The 19,089-nt window shown below is 65.1% G+C and carries 20 protein-coding genes; 7 read left to right on the forward strand and 13 right to left on the reverse strand.

What is annotated here, in order from left to right; genetic code table 11:
- Positions 1 to 7 precede the first annotated feature (7 nt).
- From RBB31_RS01655 to RBB31_RS01665, 3 genes are read left to right on the forward strand one after another with little or no spacing between them, the layout of a single operon-like run.
- On the forward strand, positions 8 to 877 hold the full coding sequence (locus tag RBB31_RS01655) for an ABC transporter permease (RefSeq protein WP_306127685.1): 870 nt from the start codon (positions 8 to 10) through the stop codon (positions 875 to 877).
- Positions 874 to 1,614 (forward strand): 1-acyl-sn-glycerol-3-phosphate acyltransferase, encoded by a 741-nt coding sequence (locus RBB31_RS01660; RefSeq protein WP_306127518.1) that lies wholly within the window; start codon positions 874 to 876, stop codon positions 1,612 to 1,614. The genes RBB31_RS01655 and RBB31_RS01660 overlap by 4 nt, the downstream gene beginning before the upstream one ends.
- The gene (locus RBB31_RS01665) at positions 1,601 to 2,203 is read left to right on the forward strand and encodes a pyridoxamine 5'-phosphate oxidase family protein (RefSeq protein ID WP_306127519.1); all 603 of its coding nucleotides are present in this window, start codon (positions 1,601 to 1,603) and stop codon (positions 2,201 to 2,203) included. Before RBB31_RS01660 ends, RBB31_RS01665 begins: the two co-directional genes overlap by 14 nt.
- 1,088 nt (positions 2,204 to 3,291) lie before the next feature.
- Here the strand turns inward: RBB31_RS01665 and lpdA are convergent.
- The 13 genes from lpdA to RBB31_RS01730 all read right to left on the reverse strand — a co-directional run bounded on the left by lpdA (position 3,292) and on the right by RBB31_RS01730 (position 16,141).
- The gene (gene lpdA / locus RBB31_RS01670) at positions 3,292 to 4,680 is read right to left on the reverse strand and encodes a dihydrolipoyl dehydrogenase (RefSeq protein WP_306127520.1); all 1,389 of its coding nucleotides are present in this window, start codon (positions 4,678 to 4,680) and stop codon (positions 3,292 to 3,294) included.
- Positions 4,681 to 4,743: 63 nt separating this feature from the next.
- On the reverse strand, positions 4,744 to 5,127 hold the full coding sequence (locus tag RBB31_RS01675; protein WP_306127521.1) for a hypothetical protein: 384 nt from the start codon (positions 5,125 to 5,127) through the stop codon (positions 4,744 to 4,746).
- The gene (locus tag RBB31_RS01680; protein WP_306127522.1) at positions 5,124 to 5,519 is read right to left on the reverse strand and encodes an MAPEG family protein; all 396 of its coding nucleotides are present in this window, start codon (positions 5,517 to 5,519) and stop codon (positions 5,124 to 5,126) included. Before RBB31_RS01680 ends, RBB31_RS01675 begins: the two co-directional genes overlap by 4 nt.
- A gap of 64 nt (positions 5,520 to 5,583) precedes the next feature.
- Entirely contained in the window at positions 5,584 to 6,129 is a 546-nt protein-coding gene (locus RBB31_RS01685; protein WP_306127523.1) for a hypothetical protein, read from the reverse strand.
- A 130-nt stretch (positions 6,130 to 6,259) separates the two neighbouring features.
- Positions 6,260 to 6,493, reverse strand: a complete 234-nt coding sequence (locus tag RBB31_RS01690; protein WP_306127524.1) for a hypothetical protein — start codon at positions 6,491 to 6,493, stop codon at positions 6,260 to 6,262.
- A gap of 97 nt (positions 6,494 to 6,590) precedes the next feature.
- A complete protein-coding gene (gene odhB / locus RBB31_RS01695; protein WP_306127525.1) occupies positions 6,591 to 8,198 on the reverse strand; it encodes a 2-oxoglutarate dehydrogenase complex dihydrolipoyllysine-residue succinyltransferase in 1,608 nt (535 codons plus the stop codon).
- A gap of 6 nt (positions 8,199 to 8,204) precedes the next feature.
- Positions 8,205 to 11,162, reverse strand: coding sequence for a 2-oxoglutarate dehydrogenase E1 component (locus RBB31_RS01700; RefSeq protein ID WP_306127526.1), 2,958 nt, complete (start codon positions 11,160 to 11,162; stop codon positions 8,205 to 8,207).
- An 89-nt stretch (positions 11,163 to 11,251) separates the two neighbouring features.
- Complete coding sequence (sucD, locus tag RBB31_RS01705) at positions 11,252 to 12,136, reverse strand: succinate--CoA ligase subunit alpha (protein ID WP_222451048.1); 885 nt, start codon at positions 12,134 to 12,136, stop codon at positions 11,252 to 11,254.
- A gap of 98 nt (positions 12,137 to 12,234) precedes the next feature.
- Positions 12,235 to 12,753, reverse strand: a complete 519-nt coding sequence (locus RBB31_RS01710; protein WP_306127527.1) for a hypothetical protein — start codon at positions 12,751 to 12,753, stop codon at positions 12,235 to 12,237.
- 69 nt (positions 12,754 to 12,822) lie between these two features.
- Positions 12,823 to 13,191 (reverse strand): hypothetical protein, encoded by a 369-nt coding sequence (locus RBB31_RS01715; RefSeq protein WP_306127528.1) that lies wholly within the window; start codon positions 13,189 to 13,191, stop codon positions 12,823 to 12,825.
- Positions 13,188 to 14,381 (reverse strand): ADP-forming succinate--CoA ligase subunit beta, encoded by a 1,194-nt coding sequence (sucC, locus tag RBB31_RS01720; protein WP_306127529.1) that lies wholly within the window; start codon positions 14,379 to 14,381, stop codon positions 13,188 to 13,190. The genes RBB31_RS01715 and sucC overlap by 4 nt, the downstream gene beginning before the upstream one ends.
- Before the next feature lie 264 nt (positions 14,382 to 14,645).
- On the reverse strand, positions 14,646 to 15,608 hold the full coding sequence (mdh, locus tag RBB31_RS01725) for a malate dehydrogenase (protein WP_306127530.1): 963 nt from the start codon (positions 15,606 to 15,608) through the stop codon (positions 14,646 to 14,648).
- Positions 15,609 to 15,853: 245 nt separating this feature from the next.
- A complete protein-coding gene (locus tag RBB31_RS01730) occupies positions 15,854 to 16,141 on the reverse strand; it encodes a hypothetical protein (RefSeq protein ID WP_306127686.1) in 288 nt (95 codons plus the stop codon).
- Between the two features lie 233 nt (positions 16,142 to 16,374).
- Between RBB31_RS01730 and RBB31_RS01735 the strand changes: the two genes are divergently transcribed.
- The 4 genes from RBB31_RS01735 to RBB31_RS01750 are packed head-to-tail and all read left to right on the forward strand — an operon-like array spanning position 16,375 to position 19,029.
- Entirely contained in the window at positions 16,375 to 17,238 is an 864-nt protein-coding gene (locus RBB31_RS01735) for a CoA ester lyase (protein WP_306127531.1), read from the forward strand.
- A gap of 3 nt (positions 17,239 to 17,241) precedes the next feature.
- Positions 17,242 to 17,787 carry an NnrU family protein gene (locus RBB31_RS01740; protein ID WP_306127532.1) on the forward strand — a complete coding sequence of 182 codons (546 nt, stop codon included), beginning with the start codon at positions 17,242 to 17,244 and terminating at the stop codon, positions 17,785 to 17,787.
- A gap of 4 nt (positions 17,788 to 17,791) precedes the next feature.
- Complete coding sequence (locus RBB31_RS01745; RefSeq protein WP_306127533.1) at positions 17,792 to 17,995, forward strand: DUF1737 domain-containing protein; 204 nt, start codon at positions 17,792 to 17,794, stop codon at positions 17,993 to 17,995.
- 2 nt (positions 17,996 to 17,997) lie between these two features.
- Positions 17,998 to 19,029 (forward strand): MaoC family dehydratase, encoded by a 1,032-nt coding sequence (locus RBB31_RS01750; protein WP_306127534.1) that lies wholly within the window; start codon positions 17,998 to 18,000, stop codon positions 19,027 to 19,029.
- Positions 19,030 to 19,089 lie beyond the last annotated feature (60 nt).

Raw genomic sequence — 19,089 nt, forward strand, 5'->3', positions numbered from 1 at the left:
GTTCGTGATGGGCGATGCCCAGGCCGACCGGGTTGTGCCGCCCACGGGGTACACGGCCTCGCTGACCGTGTTCAGTGCCGGGGCGATGGCGTTCCTGGCAGTATTCGCGCTGGCCCTTTCGATGGCGACAGGGCGGCTGGCCGACCGCTGGGGATCGGAACTGGCCCGGTCCTCGACCATCCGGATATCGGCGCCCGAGGGACAGATGGCGGCGCAGACGGCGGCGACGCTCAAGATACTGGAGACAACCAAGGGCGTTGCCTCGGCCCGGGCGCTGGACGCCGACGAGCAGCGCGCCTTGCTGGAGCCGTGGTTCGGCCCCGACCTGCCGGTGGATACCCTGCCGATCCCGCAATTGATCGAGGTCATCGAGGAAGGCGAGGGATTCGACGCGGGCGGGCTGCGGCTGCGGCTGTCGGCCGAGGTGCCGGGCGCGGTGCTGGATGACCACACGCGGTGGCGCAGACCGCTGGTGAGCGCCGCGACGCGCCTGCGTATGCTGGGGTATATCTCGATCCTTCTGATCGCGGCGGCGACGGCCGCGATGATCACGCTGGCGGCCAATGCGGCGCTGGCAGCGAACACGCAGGTGATCGGCGTGCTGCGCCTTGTGGGCGCGCGGGACAGTTATATCGCCCGGGCTTTCGTGCGGCGCTTCACCCTGCGGGCTCTGACCGGGGGCGCGGTGGGCACCGTGGCCGCCGGTGTGGCGGTGTTCCTGTTGCCCGCGGCGCAGGAAGATGGTGGCTTTCTGACCGGCCTGGGCTTTCGCGGCGCGCAGTGGCTGTGGCTGCTGGTCATCCCGCCGCTGGCCGCGGCCGTCGCCTTTGCCGCCACCCGCGCCGCCGCGCGCAAGACGTTGAAGGACACGCCATGAGATACGCGTTTCAATGGGTCCGATCGGCTGTCTTCGTAGGGCAGATCTATTTCATGATGCTGCCTATCGGCATCGTGTTCCTGCCCTGGGCGCTGGTGTCCTCGAAGGGGGCGAACGCGGCCTGCAGGACGTGGTGTGCCTGGGTGCGCTGGACCGCCCGCTGGATGGTGGGGCTGAAGACCGAGGTGCGCGGCACGCCCCCCACGCACGAATGCCTTATCGTCGCCAAGCACCAGTCTTTTCTGGATATTATCCTTATTTTTGGCAGCGTTCCGGCGGGCAAGTTCATCATGAAACGCGAGTTGATGTACGCGCCGATCATCGGGCAGTACGCGCTGAAATTGGGCTGTGTTCCGGTCGACCGCGGCAAGCGTAGCCAGGCCATCAAGAAGATGATCGCGGATGTGGGGCGGGGGCGTTTGCGGCCCGGTCAGCTGATCATCTACCCGCAGGGCACGCGCATCGCGCCGGGGGTGAAGGCGCCCTACAAGGTCGGCTCGGCCATCCTTTACGAGGAGATCGCGCAGGACTGTATTCCCGTGGCGACGAATGTCGGGCTGGTCTGGCCCCGCAAGGGGGTGATGCGGCATCCCGGAACCGGGGTGGTGGAGTTTCTGCCGGCCATCAGGGCGGGGCTGCCGAGGGAGGAATTCATGACGCGGCTGGAAGAGACGATCGAGAGCAATTCCAACCGCCTGATGCGCGAAGCGGGGTTCGAGCCGGATGAAATTCATTGACGATATCAAGGGGTTGGAGGCGCTTTACGGCACGCCGGGGGCGGCCAGTATGCGCAAGGTGGCGCATCGGCTGACGCCGCTTTACCGGAAATGGATCATGACCTCGCGCTATTGCGTGCTGAGCACCGTGGGGCCGGGCGGCACCGATGGCAGCCCGCGCGGCGATGATGGCCCGGTGGTGCTGGAACTGGACGAGACGACCCTGGCGATGCCCGACTGGCGCGGGAACAACCGACTGGATTCACTGAGGAATATCGTGTCGGACGCGCGCGTGTCGCTGATGTTCATGGTGCCCGGGTCGAACACCGTGGTGCGGGTGAACGGCACCGCGAAGCTGACCGCAGACGAGGGCCTGCGCGCCCGGTTCGAGCGGCAGGGCAGGCACCCGGCAACGGTGATCGTGATCGCTATTTCCGAGATCTACAGCCAATGCGCACGGGCCACGATCCGGGCAGGTCTGTGGAGCCGGGACGACAGTGACGGCTTGCCGACGGTTGGCGAGTTGCTGGCCGAGGCCTCGGACGGGGACGAGGGCGGCGCGGAGTATGACGCCGGATGGAGTGCCCGGGCGGCGAAGACCATGTGGTAGCTGGTGCAGGGGTGGTTAACGCGATTTGGCACGTCGGTATCGCGTCGGTATTTCAGTAGCATCGCGTCGGTGGACGTGATGCCGGGCGGGACGGGTTAACGCTCGCGGCTGTCCGCCGATGAGAAATCGCGCTCGCTACGGCGTAGGTCTGCTTAGAGCCCTTTGCGGACAAATGTGATTAATATCCCCGAGCGCCATCGACGGGCCGCGGCGCGGCGATCCGACGGTAGTTCGGCAGCACTTTATCCAGGCCAAATCCGAAACAGGATTGAGCGATGCACCGAACTTCACCCAACCGCCGGGCCGTGGGGGCGGCCCGTCGATGGCGCGGGACCTGCGGCCTGTTTCCGCGCCGGGGCTGTAGATCAAACGTCTTTTATGTCCGCACAACCGCCATTCTTGCCCGCCGCAGCGAATGTCGGGTTCGAGCCCTTATGAGACGCTGGTTTCGAGCACCCAGCCGGTTAACAGCCGCGCAGCGGCCCGGCCATCGTCAGCCCCTCCCACGGGCTGGCGATTTGGCGGGGGCTGGGCGCAACGATCGTTCCAAGGCTGTGTTTGGCAGGCATAAAGTGCTTCAGAATTGCCGTCGGATCGCCACCCCAGGGGCTGACGATCGCCTCCGTCGTGAATGGCGGCTTTGTACGCAAAGCGAACGTCCAAGGCGAAGCACCCCGCGCGGACTCCAGGTGCTGCTTGCTGCACCGCCGCGCATCGCGCCAGAGGCGCGTCACTTTAAATGCGCGCCTTCGGCGCGACGGGCCGCCCCGTCACGTCAGAGTCGTGCCGACTATAGTTGGCGCACCTTTGGTGCGACGGCCCGGCGATTTGGCAAGTGACGTGCCACGCTCTGAAGTTGGATGTGCTTGGCCGGCATGAATTGCACATTACAATCGTCGGTTCGCCGCACCACGGCCCGTCGATGCGCGTCTCCTCACCGTGGGAAAATGACGTCCGCCTCGTCCGCACCCAGTCGTAGTTCCCTCTGACGCGTAAACCGTCCGGCGCGTGGGTTTTCACCCACCCTACGAGATGCCGGACCGGGCTTGTGATTGGACGGGCGGGGCGCACCCCGCCTGCTGGGACGCTTACGAGTGGATCGGGCCGTCGCCGCAGGCCAGGGCCGCTTCGCGCACCGCTTCGGAATAGGTCGGGTGGGCGTGACAGGTCAGGGCCACGTCCTCGGCGGCGGCGCCGAATTCCATGGCGACGCAGATCTCGTGGATGAGATCGCCGGCCATCGGCCCGATGATATGCGCGCCGAGGATGCGGTCGGTTTCCTTGTCGGCGAGGATCTTGACGAAGCCGTCGGCGGCGAAGTTCGCCTTGGCCCGGCCATTGCCCATGAAGGAGAACTTGCCGGCCTTGTAGGCGCGGCCCTCCTCCTTCAGCTGTTCCTCGGTCTTGCCGACGGCGGCGACCTCGGGGTGGGTGTAGATCACGCTGGGGATGACGCCGTAATTCACGTGACCGTGCTGGCCCGCGATGACGCAAGCGGCGGCCATGCCCTCGTCCTCGGCCTTGTGGGCCAGCATCGGGCCCGAGATGCAGTCGCCGATGGCGTAGACGCCCTTGACGTTGGTCTGCCAGTGGTCGTCGGTCTTGATCTGGCCGCGCTCGGTCATCTCGACGCCGAGGCTGTCCAGCCCCAGCCCGTCGGTGAAGGGCTTGCGCCCCGTTGCGACCAGCACGACGTCGGCATCGAGCGTTTCCTCGCTGTCGTCCTTGCGCAGCTTGTAGGTGACCTTGGCCTTGGTCTTCATCGCCTCGACGCCCTGCACGGCGGCGCCCATGATGAAGTTCAGGCCCTGCTTTTTCAGCAGCTTGTGGAAGTTCTTCTGCACCTCGCCATCCATGCCGGGGGTGACATGGTCGAGATATTCCACGACCGTCACGTCGGAGCCCAAGCGGGAATAGACCGAGCCAAGCTCCAGCCCGATGACGCCGGCGCCGATGACGACCAGCTTTTTCGGCACCTTGGGCAGTTCCAGCGCGCCGGTGGAGGAGACCACGGTTTTCTCGTCGATCTCGACGCCGGGAAGCGTGCTGACCTCGGAGCCGGTGGCGATGATGATGTTCTTGGCCTCGTGCGTGTCGTCGCCGACCTTGACGCGGCCCGCCTCGGGGATGGAGCCCCAGCCCTTGAGCCAGTCGATCTTGTTCTTCTTGAACAGGAACTCGATGCCCTTGGTGTTCTGGCCGATGGTCTCGTCCTTGTAGGAGAGCATCTGTTTCCAGTCGACCGACGGGCTTTTGCCCTTGAGGCCCATGGCGGCGAAGTTGTGTTCCGCCTCGTGCAGCATGTGGCTGGCGTGCAGGAGCGCCTTGGAGGGAATGCATCCCACGTTCAGGCAGGTGCCGCCCAGGGTTTCGCGGCCCTCGACACAGGCGGTTTTCAGGCCAAGCTGGGCGCAGCGGATGGCCGCTACATAGCCGCCGGGGCCGGAGCCGATTACGATGACGTCATAGGAAGCCATTTGATATTCTCCTTCGCGTGTCGGGCGTGTTGGTCCCGAACCTATGCTTTTTGTGGTGCGGTGTCACGATGCGGGCGGGGCGCAGTCCGGCACGGTTTTCAGGATTTCGTGCAGGAGGTCCGTCCACTCGGCGTCGGGGTTGTTTTCCATGAAGGCGGTGGCGGGAACGAAGGCGTTGCTGAAGCCGGGATGAAAGGTTCTACCGTCCGCCCACCAGGGGGTGATGGTGCCGCTGACGAGGGTGAAGTCGATGATCTCGGCGGCAAGGTCCACCCGGGTGATCCGGAAGCAGCCGTCGCCTTCGCCGTCGGCCGGGGTGTCGGTGAAAGTGTTGGTGACATGGTCGTAATCACGGTGCATGACGAAATGCGTGCCCTCGGCGATCACGAACTCTGCCGAGGCCTGTGGGGCCGCGAGGACGAGGGCGAGGGCGGTCGCGCGGATCATACCAGTGCCGCGACGTACATCAGCGCGGTGGCGGCGAAGCCCACCATCCAGATCAGCGAGCGCCACGGGCGCAGGCCCAGGAAATAGGCCGGGATATAGGCGATGCGGGCGACGAGGTAGGTCCAGGCGCAGGCGGTCGTGACCCCGGTGGATTGACCCGAAACGCTGATCACGACGCAGGCGATGGTGAAGAGGATCAGCCCCTCGAAATGGTTGTCCATCGCGCGGCCCAGGCGGGCGGTGCCGTCCGACATCCGGCGCGACGGCTCGCGGTCGCGCGCCGAAGTGGTGTAGCCCGGCCCGAGTTCGAGATTGGCGGGCACGGCGTAGAGGGCGAATTGCACCACCTGCAGGAGGGCGGCGAGGGTGAGGACGGTGAGTTCTGGGGTCATGAGCGATCACGCGTCCCGGGCTTGATCCGGGACCTCCTTGTTGCGGGGGCGTGGGATCCGAGGGTCATGCGGCGTTTATCGCCTCTGCTATCGCCTCGGCCTTGGCGTCATAGGTGCCGGTCCGGGCCGAGGGGTGGGGCGCACGGATGTGCGGCACGTTGAAATGCCCCAGCACGCGGGCGGCATCGTGGCCGAGGGCGATGGGGCGGCGGCCGAGGCGTTCGTGCTGGCCCACGGCCTCCCAGCTGGCGCGGGCATGAGACGGGGGGATGGTGGAGGACCGCTGCGGCGTCAGCAGGTGGAAGACCGGGGTGATGTAGATGTCGGCGCGGGTGAGATTCAGCAGCGCCAGCACCTTGTCGATCACCCGGTTGAAGGGGTTGGTGGAGAGGTAGCCCTGGCGGCTGAGTTCCGCACGGTGGCGGCGCACGGAGGGGACGTCGAGCCAGTCCTTGGACACCAGCATGGGGCCGGTGAGGCTGCCGGAGGTCATCTGGATGGGCGAGACATAGGCGCCGTCGAAGCCTTCCTCGGCCAGCGTCGGGTAGCCGGGCAGGCGGAAGGCGCGGCGTGCGGCGACGGCGCGGGCATATCCGGCGGCGTTGGTCATCCGTGGGTCGCGTCCCCGGTCCGGCTCGGGGCCTCTTGCCCTGGGAGGCCCCGGATCAAGTCCGGGGCGGGTTCCCGGATCAAGTCCGGGGCGGGCTCCCGGATCACGTCCGGGGCGGGCAACACGATCTTCATGCCGTCTCCAGCATGTGGGAGGCGGCGGGGCCGTGGCCGAGGCCGGTTTCCTTGTCGACCCAGGCCCTGGCGCGGGCGATGTCATTGACGTCGAAGAGAACCCAATGGGTGGCCGTGCCCTCGCGCCACATCTGAAGCTGGGTGAGACCGGCATTGGCCCGGTCCTCGGCATGGGAGTCGTGGGCGCCCTGGTCGAAGCTGTCGTAGCGGAGGAGGAGTTGGGTGGTCATGGGGTGTGTCCGGTTTGCGCATTGGTGTTGCGGAATGGTGGGGTGAAACCCCACCCTACGAGATACCCGTAGGGTGGGTGAAAACCCACGCGCGACGTCACAAATCCATCAACAACCGCCGCGGATCCTCGAGCGCGTCCTTGACGCGGACGAGGAAGGTCACGGCGCCCTTGCCGTCGACGATGCGGTGGTCGTAGCTGAGGGCGAGGTACATCATCGGCCGCGCCTTGATCTCGCCGTTGACCACCATCGGGCGCTGCTGGATCTTGTGCATCCCCAAGATGCCCGATTGCGGCGGGTTGAGGATGGGCGAGGACATCAGCGAGCCGTAGACGCCGCCGTTGGAGATGGTGAAGGTGCCGCCCTGCATTTCGGCCATGGAGAGCTTGCCGTCGCGGGCGCGGGCGCCTTTTTCGGCGATGGCTTTCTCGATATCGGCAAAGCCGAGCGCGTCGGCGTCGCGGATCACCGGAACCACGAGGCCGGTGGGCGTGCCTGTCGCGATGCCCATGTGCACGAAGTTCTTGTAGACGATATCGGTGCCGTCGATCTCGGCGTTGACCTCGGGCACCTCTTTCAGCGCGTGGCAGCAGGCCTTGGTGAAGAAGGACATGAAGCCCAGCTTGACGCCATGCTTCTTCTGGAACTCGTCCTTGTACTCGTTCCGCAGGGCCATCACCTCGGTCATGTCCACCTCGTTATAGGTGGTGAGCATGGCGGCGGTGTTCTGGCTGTCCTTGAGGCGGCGGGCGATGGTCTGCCTTAGCCTTGTCATCTTGACCCGTTCCTCGCGGCTGGCATCCTCGGCCGACACCGGCGCGCGGGGCGCCTGTGCGGGGGCCGACGAGGCGGCGGGCGCGGCGCTGCTGGCGGCGGCTGCGGCGCGTGCGACGTCTTCTTTCATCACGCGGCCGTCGCGGCCCGAGCCCTGCACCTGATCGCGGCCGAGGCCCTTTTCGGCCATCGCCTTTTTGGCCGAGGGCGCATCCTCGATATCGCGGCCCGCAGGCGGGGTGGTGTACTGGCCGCCATTGGCGGTGGCCGGGGCGTCATCCGTCTTGGCCGTGGCATCCTTGGGAGCGGGACGTTCGGCGGGTTCCACCGTGCCGTCCGCGCCGCCCGAAATCACGGCCAGCTTGGCGTTTGCCTGTACCGTGTCGCCTTCCTGGGCGAAGATATCGGTAAGCGTCCCGGCCGCGGGCGCGGGAACCTCGACCGAGACCTTGTCGGTTTCCAGTTCGCAGAGCATTTCGTCCTGGCTGACAGTGTCGCCGACCTTCTTGAACCAGGTCGAGACGGTCGCCTCGCTTACGGATTCGCCCAGGGTCGGAACCATGACATTGGTGTCGCCTCCCGATGCGCGGCCGCCGCTGCCGCCGCTTTCGCCGCCGGACTTGCCGGACTCGGACTCGGCGCTTTTCTCTGCGGTCTTCTCGGCCTTCCTGGGCGCGCTGTCGGAGCCGCTGTCGCCTTCGGACAGGGTAGCGAGCAGGGCGTCGACGCCCACGGTCTCGCCCTCTTGCGCGACGATCTCGGCCAATGTGCCGGCGGCGGGCGAGGGGACCTCGACGGTGACCTTGTCGGTTTCCAGCTCGCACAGCATCTCGTCGGCCTCGACCTTGTCGCCGGCCTTTTTGAACCAGGTGGCGACGGTGGCTTCGGTCACGGATTCGCCCAGGGTGGGCACGCGTACTTCGGTGGTCATTACGTGTTATCCTTCGATCGTCAGCGCGGCATCAATCAGCGCTTCTTGTTGGGCCTTGTGTTGGCTGGCAAGCCCGGTTGCGGGCGAGGCGGAGGCGGAGCGCCCGGCATAGACCGGACGGGTGTGCTTGGCCTTGATGCGTTCGAGCACCCACTCGATGTTGGGCTCGATGAAGCTCCAGGCGCCCTGGTTCTTGGGTTCTTCCTGGCACCAGACCATCTCGGCCTTCTTGAAGCGTTCCAGCTCCTTGACCATGGAGATTGCGGGGAACGGGTAGAACTGCTCGACGCGCAGGAGATAGACATCGTCCAGCCCGCGGTTGTCGCGTTCTTCCAGAAGGTCGAAATAGACCTTGCCCGAGCACATGACGACGCGCTTGATCTTGTCGTCGGATTTCAGCTTGAGCTCGGAATTGCCGTATTGGGCATCGTCCCAGAGCACGCGGTGAAAGCTGCTGCCGGTGGTGAATTCCTCGGCCTTGGAGACGCACAGCTTGTGGCGCAGAAGCGATTTCGGCGTCATCAGGATGAGCGGCTTGCGGTAGGTGCGGTGCAGCTGCCGGCGCAGGATGTGGAAATAGTTCGCCGGGGTCGAGCAGTTGGCGACGATCCAGTTGTCTTGTCCGCACATCTGCAGGAAGCGTTCGAGGCGTGCGGAGGAGTGTTCCGGGCCTTGCCCTTCGTAGCCGTGGGGCAGCAGGCAGACGAGGCCGGACATGCGGAGCCACTTGGATTCGCCTGAGCTGATGAACTGGTCGAACATGATCTGGGCGCCGTTGGCGAAGTCGCCGAACTGGGCCTCCCACAAGGTGAGCGCGTTGGGCTCGGACAGGGTGTAGCCATACTCAAACCCCAACACGGCGTATTCCGAGAGCATCGAGTCGATGACCTCGTACTGCGCCTGGCCTTCGCGGATGTGGTTGAGCGGATAGTAGCGTTCTTCCGAATCCTGGTCGATCAGGCCGGAGTGCCGCTGGCTGAAGGTGCCGCGGGTGCTGTCCTGGCCAGACAGGCGCACGCGGTAGCCCTCGGTCAGGAGCGAGCCGAACGCCAGCGCCTCGGCGGTGGCCCAATCGAAGCCTTCGCCGGTTTCGAACATCCTGGCCTTGGTTTCCAGGAGCCGTGACACGGTCTTGTGCAGCGGCGTGCCCTCGGGAGGGGTGGTCAGGGCGCGGCCGATTTCGGCCATGGTCTTTTTCTTGATGGCGGTTTCGCCGCGCTGGTAATCCTCGTCCTTGCTGTCGAGATGGGACCACTTGCCGTCCAGCCAGTCGGCCTTGTTCGGGCGGTATTCCTTGCCGGCTTCGAACTCGTCGGCGAGGTAGGACTGGAACGCGGCCTTCATGTCGTCGATCTCGCCCTCGGGGATGAGGCCGTCCTTTACCAGCCGCTCGGTGTAGAGCGACAGCGTGGTCTTCTGCGACTTGATCTTCTTGTACATGATCGGGTTGGTGAACATCGGCTCGTCGCCTTCGTTGTGACCGAAGCGGCGGTAGCAGATGATGTCGATCACCACGTCCTTGCGGAACTTCTGGCGGAACTCGGTGGCGACCTTGGCGGCGTGCACCACGGCCTCGGGGTCGTCGCCGTTGACGTGGAAGATGGGCGCCTCGACCATCAGGGCGATATCCGTGGGATAGGGCGAGGAGCGCGAGAAGTGCGGCGCAGTGGTGAAACCGATCTGGTTGTTCACCACAAGGTGCATGGTGCCGCCGGTCTTGTGGCCCTTCAGCCCCGAGAGGCCAAAGCATTCGGCCACGACGCCCTGTCCGGCAAAGGCCGCGTCGCCATGCAGCAGGAGCGGCATGACCGCGGTGCGCTCGCGGTCGGCCAGTTGATCCTGCTTGGCGCGGGATTTGCCCAGCACGACGGGGTTCACGGCCTCGAGGTGGCTTGGGTTGGCCGTGAGCGACAGGTGCACGGTGTTGCCGTCGAATTCGCGGTCCGAGGAGGCGCCGAGATGGTATTTCACGTCGCCCGAGCCGTCCACGTCCTCGGGCTTGAACGAGCCGCCCTGGAATTCGTTGAAGATGGCGCGGTAGGGTTTGCCCATCACGTTGGCCAGCACCGACAGGCGGCCGCGGTGGGGCATGCCGATGACGATCTCCTTCAGGCCCAGCTGTCCGCCGCGCTTGATGATCTGTTCCATGGCCGGAATCAGCGCCTCGCCCCCGTCGAGGCCAAAGCGCTTGGTGCCCATGTATTTCACGTGCAGGTATTTCTCGAAGCCCTCGGCCTCGACCAGCTTGTTCAGGATCGCCTTGCGGCCTTCGCGGGTAAAGGTGATTTCCTTGTCGTAGCCCTCGATGCGCTCTTTCAGCCAGGCGCTCTCTTCGGGGTCGGAGATGTGCATGTATTGCAGGGCGAAGGTGCCACAATAGGTGCGTTTGACGATGGCGAGGATCTCGCGGATCGAGGCAACCTGCAGGCCCAGCACGTTGTCGATGAAGATGGGCCGGTCCATGTCGGCATCGGTGAAGCCGTAGGATTTCGGATCAAGCTCGGGGCGGTCGGGGCTTTCGCGCAGGCCCAGCGGGTCGAGATCGGCGGCCAAGTGGCCGCGGATGCGGTAGGCGCGGATCAGCATGAGGGCGCGGACGGAGTCGAGCACGGCGCGTTTCACCGCGTCGTCTGAGACCTCGACCCCCTTCTCGGCGGCCTTCGACTTGATCTTGTCGCCGGCTTGTCGCGCCTCGATTTCGGTCGGGTAGTCGCCGGTCAGCGCGCTGGTCAGATCATCGGCGGGCTGCGGCGGCCAGTCGGGGCGCGCCCAGCTTGGCCCGGCGGCCTCTTTCTTGACGTCCGTATCCCCGTCGCCCAGTTCCCGGAAGAAGGCCTGCCAGGCCTCGTCGACCGCATTGGGGTCGTTGGCGTATCGCGCGTAAAGCTGTTCGAGATACTCCGCGTTGTGCCCCTGCATGAAACTGGAGGCGTGGAACTGGTCGTTGGGGGATTGGTCGGTCATCTCAGGCTCCCTCGTTGGGGTTGACCGTAGGGCGGGATTTCATCCCGCCGCTGCGGAAGGGCGGGTGGGGTGCAACCCCACCCTACGGGTCATTTTCCAATCGCTTTCAGCACGGCCTCGCCGAGGCCTGCGGGGGATTCGGCGACGGTGATGCCGGCGGATTTCATCGCCTCGATCTTGTCGTCGGCGCCGCCCTTGCCGCCGGCGACGATGGCGCCGGCGTGGCCCATGCGACGGCCCGGGGGGGCGGTGCGGCCGGCGATGAAGCCGGCGCAGGGTTTGGAGCGGCCTTTCTTGGCCTCGTCCTTGAGGAACTGTGCTGCGTCTTCCTCGGCGCTGCCGCCGATCTCGCCGATCATGATGATGCTTTCGGTTTCATCGTCGGCGAGGAACCATTCCAGCACGTCGATATGCTCGGTGCCCTTGATGGGGTCGCCGCCGATGCCGACGCAGGTCGACTGGCCGAGGCCAACGTCGGAGGTCTGCTTCACGGCCTCGTAGGTGAGCGTGCCGGAGCGGGAGACGACGCCGACCGAACCGCGTTTGTGGATATGGCCGGGCATGATGCCGATCTTGCACGCATCGGGCGTGATGATGCCGGGGCAGTTCGGGCCGATGAGGGTGGATGTGCTGCCTTCGAGCGCGCGCTTGACGCGCATCATGTCCAGAACCGGAATGCCTTCGGTGATGCAGACGATCAGCGGGATCTCGGCGTCGATGGCTTCCAGGATGCTGTCCGCGGCGAAGGGCGGCGGCACGTAGATGACGGACGCGTTGGCGCCGGTTTCATGCATGGCCTCATGGACCGAGTTGAACACGGGCAGGTCCAGATGCGTCTGGCCGCCCTTGCCGGGGGTGACGCCGCCGACCATCTGCGTGCCGTAGGCAATCGCTTGCTCGGTGTGGAACGTGCCCTGGCTGCCGGTCAGGCCCTGGCAGATGACTTTGGTATTCTTGTCGACGAGAACGGCCATTGTGGCGTCTCCTTCCTTGATGATCTCTTCCCCGGCAACCGGGGTCTTGTTGGTCTTGGCGCGGGGTTCAGCCCCCGCGCGAGGATATCTTCGGGGCCTCAGATGCCCGTGGCATAGCCGAGGTCATAGGCGGTCACGGTGCGGCCCGGCGTGTCGCGGATCACCAGGATCATGTTGCCCTTGGCGCCCAGGTTGTAGACGCGCGCGGGCGGGGTGATCCGATCGGTCATGCGCGGCGCGCCGAAGCGTTCGGTCATGGCCTGTTCCAGCGTGTAGACATTGCCCGGGAACCGCGCGCTGACGGCACAGAAGGTGCGGCCCTCTGGCGTGCGGGTGACGGCGGCGGAAACGGCCTCGGTGGGCGAGAAGTTGCGCCCGCCCTCCTCGACCGTCAGGCCCTCGGCCACCATGCGCGCCCTGGCCCCGGCAAAATCGGGTCGGGTCGGGCCGCAGATGCTGTCGTTGAGCGTGATCACGCGGTCGAGGCTGACCGGGTCGGTGTCGGAGCGCGAGATCCCGTCGCCGCCGGTTCCGCAGGCGGCAAGCAGGAGCGTTGCGGCCAGCAGGCCGGCCTTGGCTGCCGCGCGCGCGGATCTGCGGGCGCGCGCGTGTGGCAACGCCCGGGAATTTGCTGAAGGGGTGTTCACCTCTTCACCGCCTTGAGGATTTTCGAGGACGGCCACTTATTAGGCTCCTCGCAGCGGTTTGTATTTTTCGGGTGTTCTCGAAGTTCTTCCATCGGTCCAACGGTAACCAAAACCGGACTTGATTTTGGTCAAATCATCGCCGTCGTGGAATTCGTCTTCCGCATTGATCTGATGGAAGATGAACAAGCTGTCACTTGAACCGTCCGAAGCTGTTCCTCGCTCATAGAGAACGATAGCTGAACCAGTTTCTTCAAGCGCGGTTGCAAAATCAATCGCGTCTTTTCTCTGTTCGAACGGACGGCTAGCCCAATCTGACCTCTTCAGGCCTGGATCTAGCCAATCCGGTCCCACCCAATCGACCCAGAATGGGTACTCCAGCCAACTTCTTGCTTTTACAGGCATTTTCATCCCTTCACCGCCTTGACGATTTTCTGGGCGCCGTCCTTGAGGTCGTCGGCGGCGATCACGTCAACGTCGGAGTTGTTGATGATCTCCTTGCCCTTCTCGACATTGGTGCCCTCGAGCCGGACGACGAGCGGCACTTTCAGGCCCACTTCCTTGACGGCCGCGACCACGCCCTCGGCGATCACGTCGCAGCGCATGATGCCGCCGAAGATGTTCACCAGGATGCCCTTCACCTGCGGGTCGGAGGTGATGATCTTGAAGGCTTCCGTCACCTTGTCCTTGGTGGCCCCCCCGCCCACGTCGAGGAAGTTGGCCGGTTCCGCGCCGTAGAGCTTGATGATGTCCATCGTCGCCATGGCCAGGCCCGCGCCGTTGACCATGCAGCCGATCTCGCCGTCGAGCGCGATGTAGTTGAGGTCGTACTTCGACGCCTCCAGCTCCTTGGGGTCTTCCTCGGTGGTGTCGCGCAGCTCGGCGATGTCCGCGTGGCGGTAGACCGCGTTGGAGTCAAAGCCCATCTTGGCGTCGAGGCACTTGAGCTCGCCGCCCTCGGTGAGGATCAGCGGGTTGATCTCGAGCATCTCCATGTCCTTTTCCAGGAACATCTTGTAGAGCGTGCCCATCAGCTTGACGCATTGCTTGACCGCCGCGCCCTCGAGCTCGAGCATGAAGGCGATGCGGCGGCCATGAAAGGGCTGATAGCCGGTGGCCGGATCGACGCTCAGGCTGAGGATCTTCTCGGGCGTCTTTTCGGCCACTTCCTCGATGTCCATGCCGCCCTCGGTGGAGGCGACGAAGCTGACGCGGGACGTCACCCGGTCGACCAGAAGGGCGAGGTAGAACTCCTTGGCGATGGCGGCGCCTTCCTCGATATAGATGCGGCCCACCTGCTTGCCGGCCTCGCCGGTCTGCTTGGTCACCAGGGTACGGCCCAGCATCTTCTTGGCTTCCTCGGCGGCCTCGGAGACCGACTTGGTGATGCGCACGCCGCCCTTGTCGCCGGCGCCTTCCTCCTTGAAGGTGCCCTTGCCGCGGCCGCCCGCATGAATCTGCGCCTTGACCACCCAGACGGGGCCGTCAAGCTCACCCGCCGCCGTCTTCGCCTCTTCCGCGCGCAACACGACACGCCCGTCCGAAACAGGCGCCCCGTAAGAGCGCAGCAAGGCCTTCGCCTGGTATTCATGGATGTTCATGCGGATTTCCCATCTTTCTGTACGTTTGCATCTGGTATAGCCATAGGATGAAGCGGGACTTAACCCCTTTCGTGACATGGCCCGCGTTTTGCGGCGAATTTCCGCCATTTGTGATCACACGATTTTGCGCTGTGATCACAAAACAGGGCGTTGATATGCATGACGAATCGAAACGCTGGCGGTGTCAGCCCGCGGTCTGCCGAAACAAAAAACGCGCGGGCCGATCCGGACCGCGCGTTCTGATTGCAGGCTATGGGCCGGAGTTCAGCCGAGCGAGCTGTCGATGCCCTTGCAGGCCTCGACCAGGCCCTTCACGGCCTTGACGGAGGTGTCGAACATTTCCTGCTCTTGCTTGTTGAGCTTGATGTTGACGATCTTCTCGATCCCGCCGGCGCCGATCACGGTGGGCACGCCCACATACATGCCCTTGAGGCCGAATTCCCCGTCGCAATGGGCGGCGCAGGGCAGGACGCGTTTTTGGTCCTTGAGGTAGGCTTCGGCCATTTCGATGGCCGAGGTGGCGGGGGCGTAGAAGGCCGAGCCGGTTTTCAGCAGGCCGACGATCTCGGCGCCGCCGTCACGGGTGCGCTGCACGATCGCGTCGAGTTTCTCTTGCGTGGTCCAGCCCATGTCGACGAGGTCGGGCAGCGGGATGCCGGCGACGGTGGAGTAGCGCACGCAGGGCACCATGGTGTCGCCGTGGCCGCCCAGCACGAAGGCGCTGACGTCCTTCATCGAGACGTTGAATTCCAGGCTGAGGAAGTGGCGGAAGCGGGCGCTGTCGAGCACACCAGCCATGCCGCAAACCTTCTCTGGCGGAAGTCCCGAGAATTTCTGAAGCGCCCAGACCATCGCGTCGAGCGGGTTGGTGATGCAGATGACGAAGGCGTCGGGGGCGTTGGCGGCAATGCCCTCGCCCACGGATTTCATGACCTTGAGGTTGATGCCCAGAAGGTCGTCGCGGCTCATCCCGGGCTTGCGGGGGACACCGGCGGTGACGATGCAGACGTCGGCGCCGGCGATGTCGGCATAATCCTGCGTGCCCTTGAGCGCGGCGTCGAAGCCTTCGGCAGGGCCGGATTCGGCGATGTCGAGCGCCTTGCCCTCCGGCGTGCCCTCGGCGATGTCAAAGAGGACGACATCGCCCAGTTCCTTGATGGCGGCGAGATGGGCGAGCGTGCCGCCGATTTGTCCGGCGCCGATGAGGGCGATCTTGGGTCTGGCCATGGAAATTGATCTCCGGTGGGGTTGTTTTCGCGCTACGGGGTAGTCGCAAACCGGGGTCAATTCAAGTGTGCTGCACTGCGGCGCGTCGACGGCAGGCGGGCGAGGCACGGTAGGCGTGCCGAAAGCCGCTGAATTCTCAGGTGCTTAGGGTGCGCGCCTTGATGGCGGCGGGGCGCATCGAATTGGTTGCCCCCGGGGCTGCGGCGGCGAATCTGCTGCGCGGGCGGCGCACCGCCCGCGCGGTGTCAGGCGTCGTCGCCATCGACAGGCAGCACCTCGTCCAGTTCCTCGAAGGACTGGCCGCTGGCGACAAGGCAGGTCACGCCATGCACCGAGGTGACGGTGATCGTCCAGGTGCCGGTCTCGGACGAGGCGAACACCTCGATCACCGCGTTGTTGGCGCCAAGGCCCATGGATTGCCGCGACTCGCCATACTTGGAGGCGAGCCGGTCGACGACCGCATCGCGGGGCGCGCAGTTCGCGGCGAAGGCGGGACCGGACAGACCCGTGGCCACGAGCGTGGCAATCATCATCAGTGTGGTCTTCATCGTCTTACCCTTTCTGCGTTGGGTCCCTGCCCTTTTTCTGGTGCAGACAGCGTGGAGGCGACCGTATCAAGCCAGGGTTAACGGACCGTTCGCAGCCGCTGGGGAGGGACGCGCGGCAGGGGGCTATTCTGCAATGCGGCGAGAAAGGTCTTGAACTTTCGTTCCAAAAATGGCGAATTCCCGCGCAAGAAAATTTCGACCAGACAGCGGGGCACGCCATGGACCTTACCACCCATCCTTACCGATCCGTCCTTTATATTCCCGGCTCGAAGGAACGGGCGCTGGACAAGGCGCGCACCCTGCCCACCGACGCGATCATCTTTGACCTGGAGGATGCCGTGGCGCCCGATGCCAAGGCCGAGGCGCGCCAGACGCTGGCGCAGGCGCTGAGCGACGGGGGCTATGGCAACCGCGTGAAGGTCGTGCGGATCAACGCGCTGACCACCGAATGGGGGTTCGAGGATGCCCGCGTGCTGGGCGATGCGGGTGCGGACGTGATCCTGCAGCCCAAGGTGAACACCTATGCGGATGTCGACAACCTGTCGGATCTGATCGGCACCGAGATCCCGATCTGGACGATGATGGAGACGCCCGCCAGCGTGTTCAACGCCCGCGAGATCGCGGCCCACCGGCAGGTGACGGGGCTGGTGGCCGGTACGAACGACCTGACCAAGGAACTGGGATGCCGGTTTCGCGCCGACCGGATGCCGCTGCTGGCGTCGTTGCAGATGATCGTGATGGCGGCGCGAGCGGCACGGGGCGTGGTGGCGCTGGACGGTGTCTACAACCGCTTCCGCGACGGCGACGGGCTGAAGCTGGAATGCGAGCATGGCCGCGACCTGGGCTTTGACGGCAAGACGCTGATCCATCCCGACCAGATCGACATCGCCAACACGGCCTTTGCGCCCACGCAGTCCGAGATCGACATGGCGATGCGCCAGATCGAGGCCTACGAGGAAAGCAAGAAGCAGGGGCAGGGGATTGCCGTCGTGGACGGGCAGATCGTGGAAAACCTGCATGTCGTCGCGGCGCAGCGGACGCTGGCGAAGGCCGAGGCGATTGCACAGATGGCGGCGGAGTAGATCATGGGATTGCTGATCGCAGGCGTGCTGCTTTGGTCCGGGACGCATCTGTTCAAACGGATCGCGCCGGGGCCGAGGGCGGCGATGGGCAACGCGGGCAAGGCGGTGATCGCCGTGGTGCTGCTGGTCAGCATCTGGATGATGACCAAGGGCTACCAGGCCGCCGATGGCGCGTTTTTCTGGGGGCGGCACCCGGCAACGGTGGGGATCAACAACCTGTTGATGCTGCTGTCGGTCTACATGTTCGCCGCCGCTGGCATGAAAACCGCGCTGGCGCGCAGGATGCGGCATCCGATGCTGGGCGCGGTCAAGGTCTGGGCGCTGGCGCACCTGTTGGTGAACGGGGATGTGCCGTCGTTCATCCTGTTCGGCGGGCTGCTGGCCTGGGCGGTGATCGAAATGATCGTGATCAACAAGGCGCAGCCGGAATGGGTGCGCCCCGACCCGGCGCCGAAATCCAAGGAAATCGCCGCGGTGGCGGGCAGTGTCGTGGTCTACGGCCTGATCGTGGCCGTGCATTACTGGCTGGGCTATCCGGTGTTTGGGTGAACATATGAAACTTTATCGATTCCTGTCGGCCGATGACACGTCGGCCTTTTGCCACAAGGTGACCGACGCGCTGAACAAGGGGTGGGAGCTCTATGGCAGCCCGACCTATGCGTTCGACGCGGCCAATGGCGTGATGCGGTGCGGGCAGGCCGTGGTGAAAGAGGCCGAGGGCACCTATACGCCCGACACCAAGCTGGGAGAGCAGTGAGCATGGCCAAGACCAATGCGGGGCGGTTCTTCGAGGATTACAGCGTCGGTGACGTGATCCCGCATGCGGTGCCGCGCACCGTGTCGGGGGGCGAGCGGGCGCTTTACCATGCGCTTTATCCGGCGCGCCACGCGCTTTATTCCTCGGACGCGTTCGCGCGGGCGTGTGGCCTGCCTGAAAGCCCGATAGACGATCTGGCGGCGTTTCACATCGTCTTCGGCAAGAGCGTGCCGGACATCTCGCTGAACGCGGTGGCGAATTTGGGCTATGCCGAGGCGCGGTGGCTGCGGCCGGTCTATGCGGGCGATACGCTGCGCTCGGAGTCCGAGGTGATCGGGGTCAAGCAGACCTCCAGCGGCAAGACCGGGATCGTCTGGGTGCGGACCACGGGCCTGAACCAGAAGGACGAGCCGGTGTTGCAGTTCGTCCGCTGGGTGATGGTGCGCAAAAAGGACGTGGATGCGCCCGCGCCCGAGCCCGTGGTGCCGGAGACCGCGCCGCATGTGGCGGCGGAGGATCTGGTTGTTCCAGCGGGGCTGGATTTCTCGGAATACGACCTGACGCTGGCGGGCGAGCCGCATCGCTGGGGCGATTACGAGGTCGGCGAGACGATCGACCATGTCGATGGCGTGACCATCGAGGAAGCCGAGCACATGATGGCGACGCGCCTGTGGCAGAACACCTCGAAGACGCATTTCGACGCGACCCAGCGCGAGGACGGCAAGCGGCTGATCTATGGCGGGCACGTGATTTCGATGGCGCGCGCGCTGAGCTTCAACGGGCTGGCCAATGCGCAGATGATCGCGGCGATCAACGCGGGCAGTCACGTGAACCCGTGCTTTGCCGGGGATACCGTCAGGGCATGGTCCGAGGTGCTGGACCGAGCCGAGACCGACGCGCCGGGTGTGGGCGCGCTGCGGCTGCGGCTGGTGGCGACCAAGGGTGGCGAGGCGTTCGGCCTGCGCGGCGAGGACGGCAAGTACCTGCGCCATGTGTTGCTGGACCTGGATTACTGGGCGCTGATGCCGATCTGAGGCATGGGTGGCGTTTTCGCTTTGTTAACAGGTGGTCTGTAACCTTCGGTCCTGTGCGAA

Origin of the sequence: Roseovarius sp. MMSF_3350, assembly GCF_030733425.1 — a bacterium.
In the GTDB taxonomy this organism is placed as follows: Bacteria; Pseudomonadota; Alphaproteobacteria; order Rhodobacterales; family Rhodobacteraceae; genus Roseovarius.

Coding starts and splice junctions, on each gene's coding strand:
- RBB31_RS01660 (WP_306127518.1), top strand. CDS start 874: ATGAGATACGCGTTTCAATGGGTCCGATCGGCTGTCTTCGTAGGGCAG.
- RBB31_RS01655 (WP_306127685.1), top strand. CDS start 8: ATGGGCGATGCCCAGGCCGACCGGGTTGTGCCGCCCACGGGGTACACG.
- RBB31_RS01680 (WP_306127522.1), bottom strand. CDS start 5,519: ATGACCCCAGAACTCACCGTCCTCACCCTCGCCGCCCTCCTGCAGGTG.
- RBB31_RS01700 (WP_306127526.1), bottom strand. CDS start 11,162: ATGACCGACCAATCCCCCAACGACCAGTTCCACGCCTCCAGTTTCATG.
- RBB31_RS01685 (WP_306127523.1), bottom strand. CDS start 6,129: ATGACCAACGCCGCCGGATATGCCCGCGCCGTCGCCGCACGCCGCGCC.
- RBB31_RS01740 (WP_306127532.1), top strand. CDS start 17,242: ATGGGATTGCTGATCGCAGGCGTGCTGCTTTGGTCCGGGACGCATCTG.
- RBB31_RS01690 (WP_306127524.1), bottom strand. CDS start 6,493: ATGACCACCCAACTCCTCCTCCGCTACGACAGCTTCGACCAGGGCGCC.
- mdh (WP_306127530.1), bottom strand. CDS start 15,608: ATGGCCAGACCCAAGATCGCCCTCATCGGCGCCGGACAAATCGGCGGC.
- RBB31_RS01730 (WP_306127686.1), bottom strand. CDS start 16,141: ATGATGATTGCCACGCTCGTGGCCACGGGTCTGTCCGGTCCCGCCTTC.
- RBB31_RS01750 (WP_306127534.1), top strand. CDS start 17,998: ATGGCCAAGACCAATGCGGGGCGGTTCTTCGAGGATTACAGCGTCGGT.
- RBB31_RS01715 (WP_306127528.1), bottom strand. CDS start 13,191: ATGAAAATGCCTGTAAAAGCAAGAAGTTGGCTGGAGTACCCATTCTGG.
- sucD (WP_222451048.1), bottom strand. CDS start 12,136: ATGGCCGTTCTCGTCGACAAGAATACCAAAGTCATCTGCCAGGGCCTG.
- lpdA (WP_306127520.1), bottom strand. CDS start 4,680: ATGGCTTCCTATGACGTCATCGTAATCGGCTCCGGCCCCGGCGGCTAT.
- RBB31_RS01735 (WP_306127531.1), top strand. CDS start 16,375: ATGGACCTTACCACCCATCCTTACCGATCCGTCCTTTATATTCCCGGC.
- RBB31_RS01675 (WP_306127521.1), bottom strand. CDS start 5,127: ATGATCCGCGCGACCGCCCTCGCCCTCGTCCTCGCGGCCCCACAGGCC.
- RBB31_RS01745 (WP_306127533.1), top strand. CDS start 17,792: ATGAAACTTTATCGATTCCTGTCGGCCGATGACACGTCGGCCTTTTGC.
- sucC (WP_306127529.1), bottom strand. CDS start 14,381: ATGAACATCCATGAATACCAGGCGAAGGCCTTGCTGCGCTCTTACGGG.
- odhB (WP_306127525.1), bottom strand. CDS start 8,198: ATGACCACCGAAGTACGCGTGCCCACCCTGGGCGAATCCGTGACCGAA.
- RBB31_RS01665 (WP_306127519.1), top strand. CDS start 1,601: ATGAAATTCATTGACGATATCAAGGGGTTGGAGGCGCTTTACGGCACG.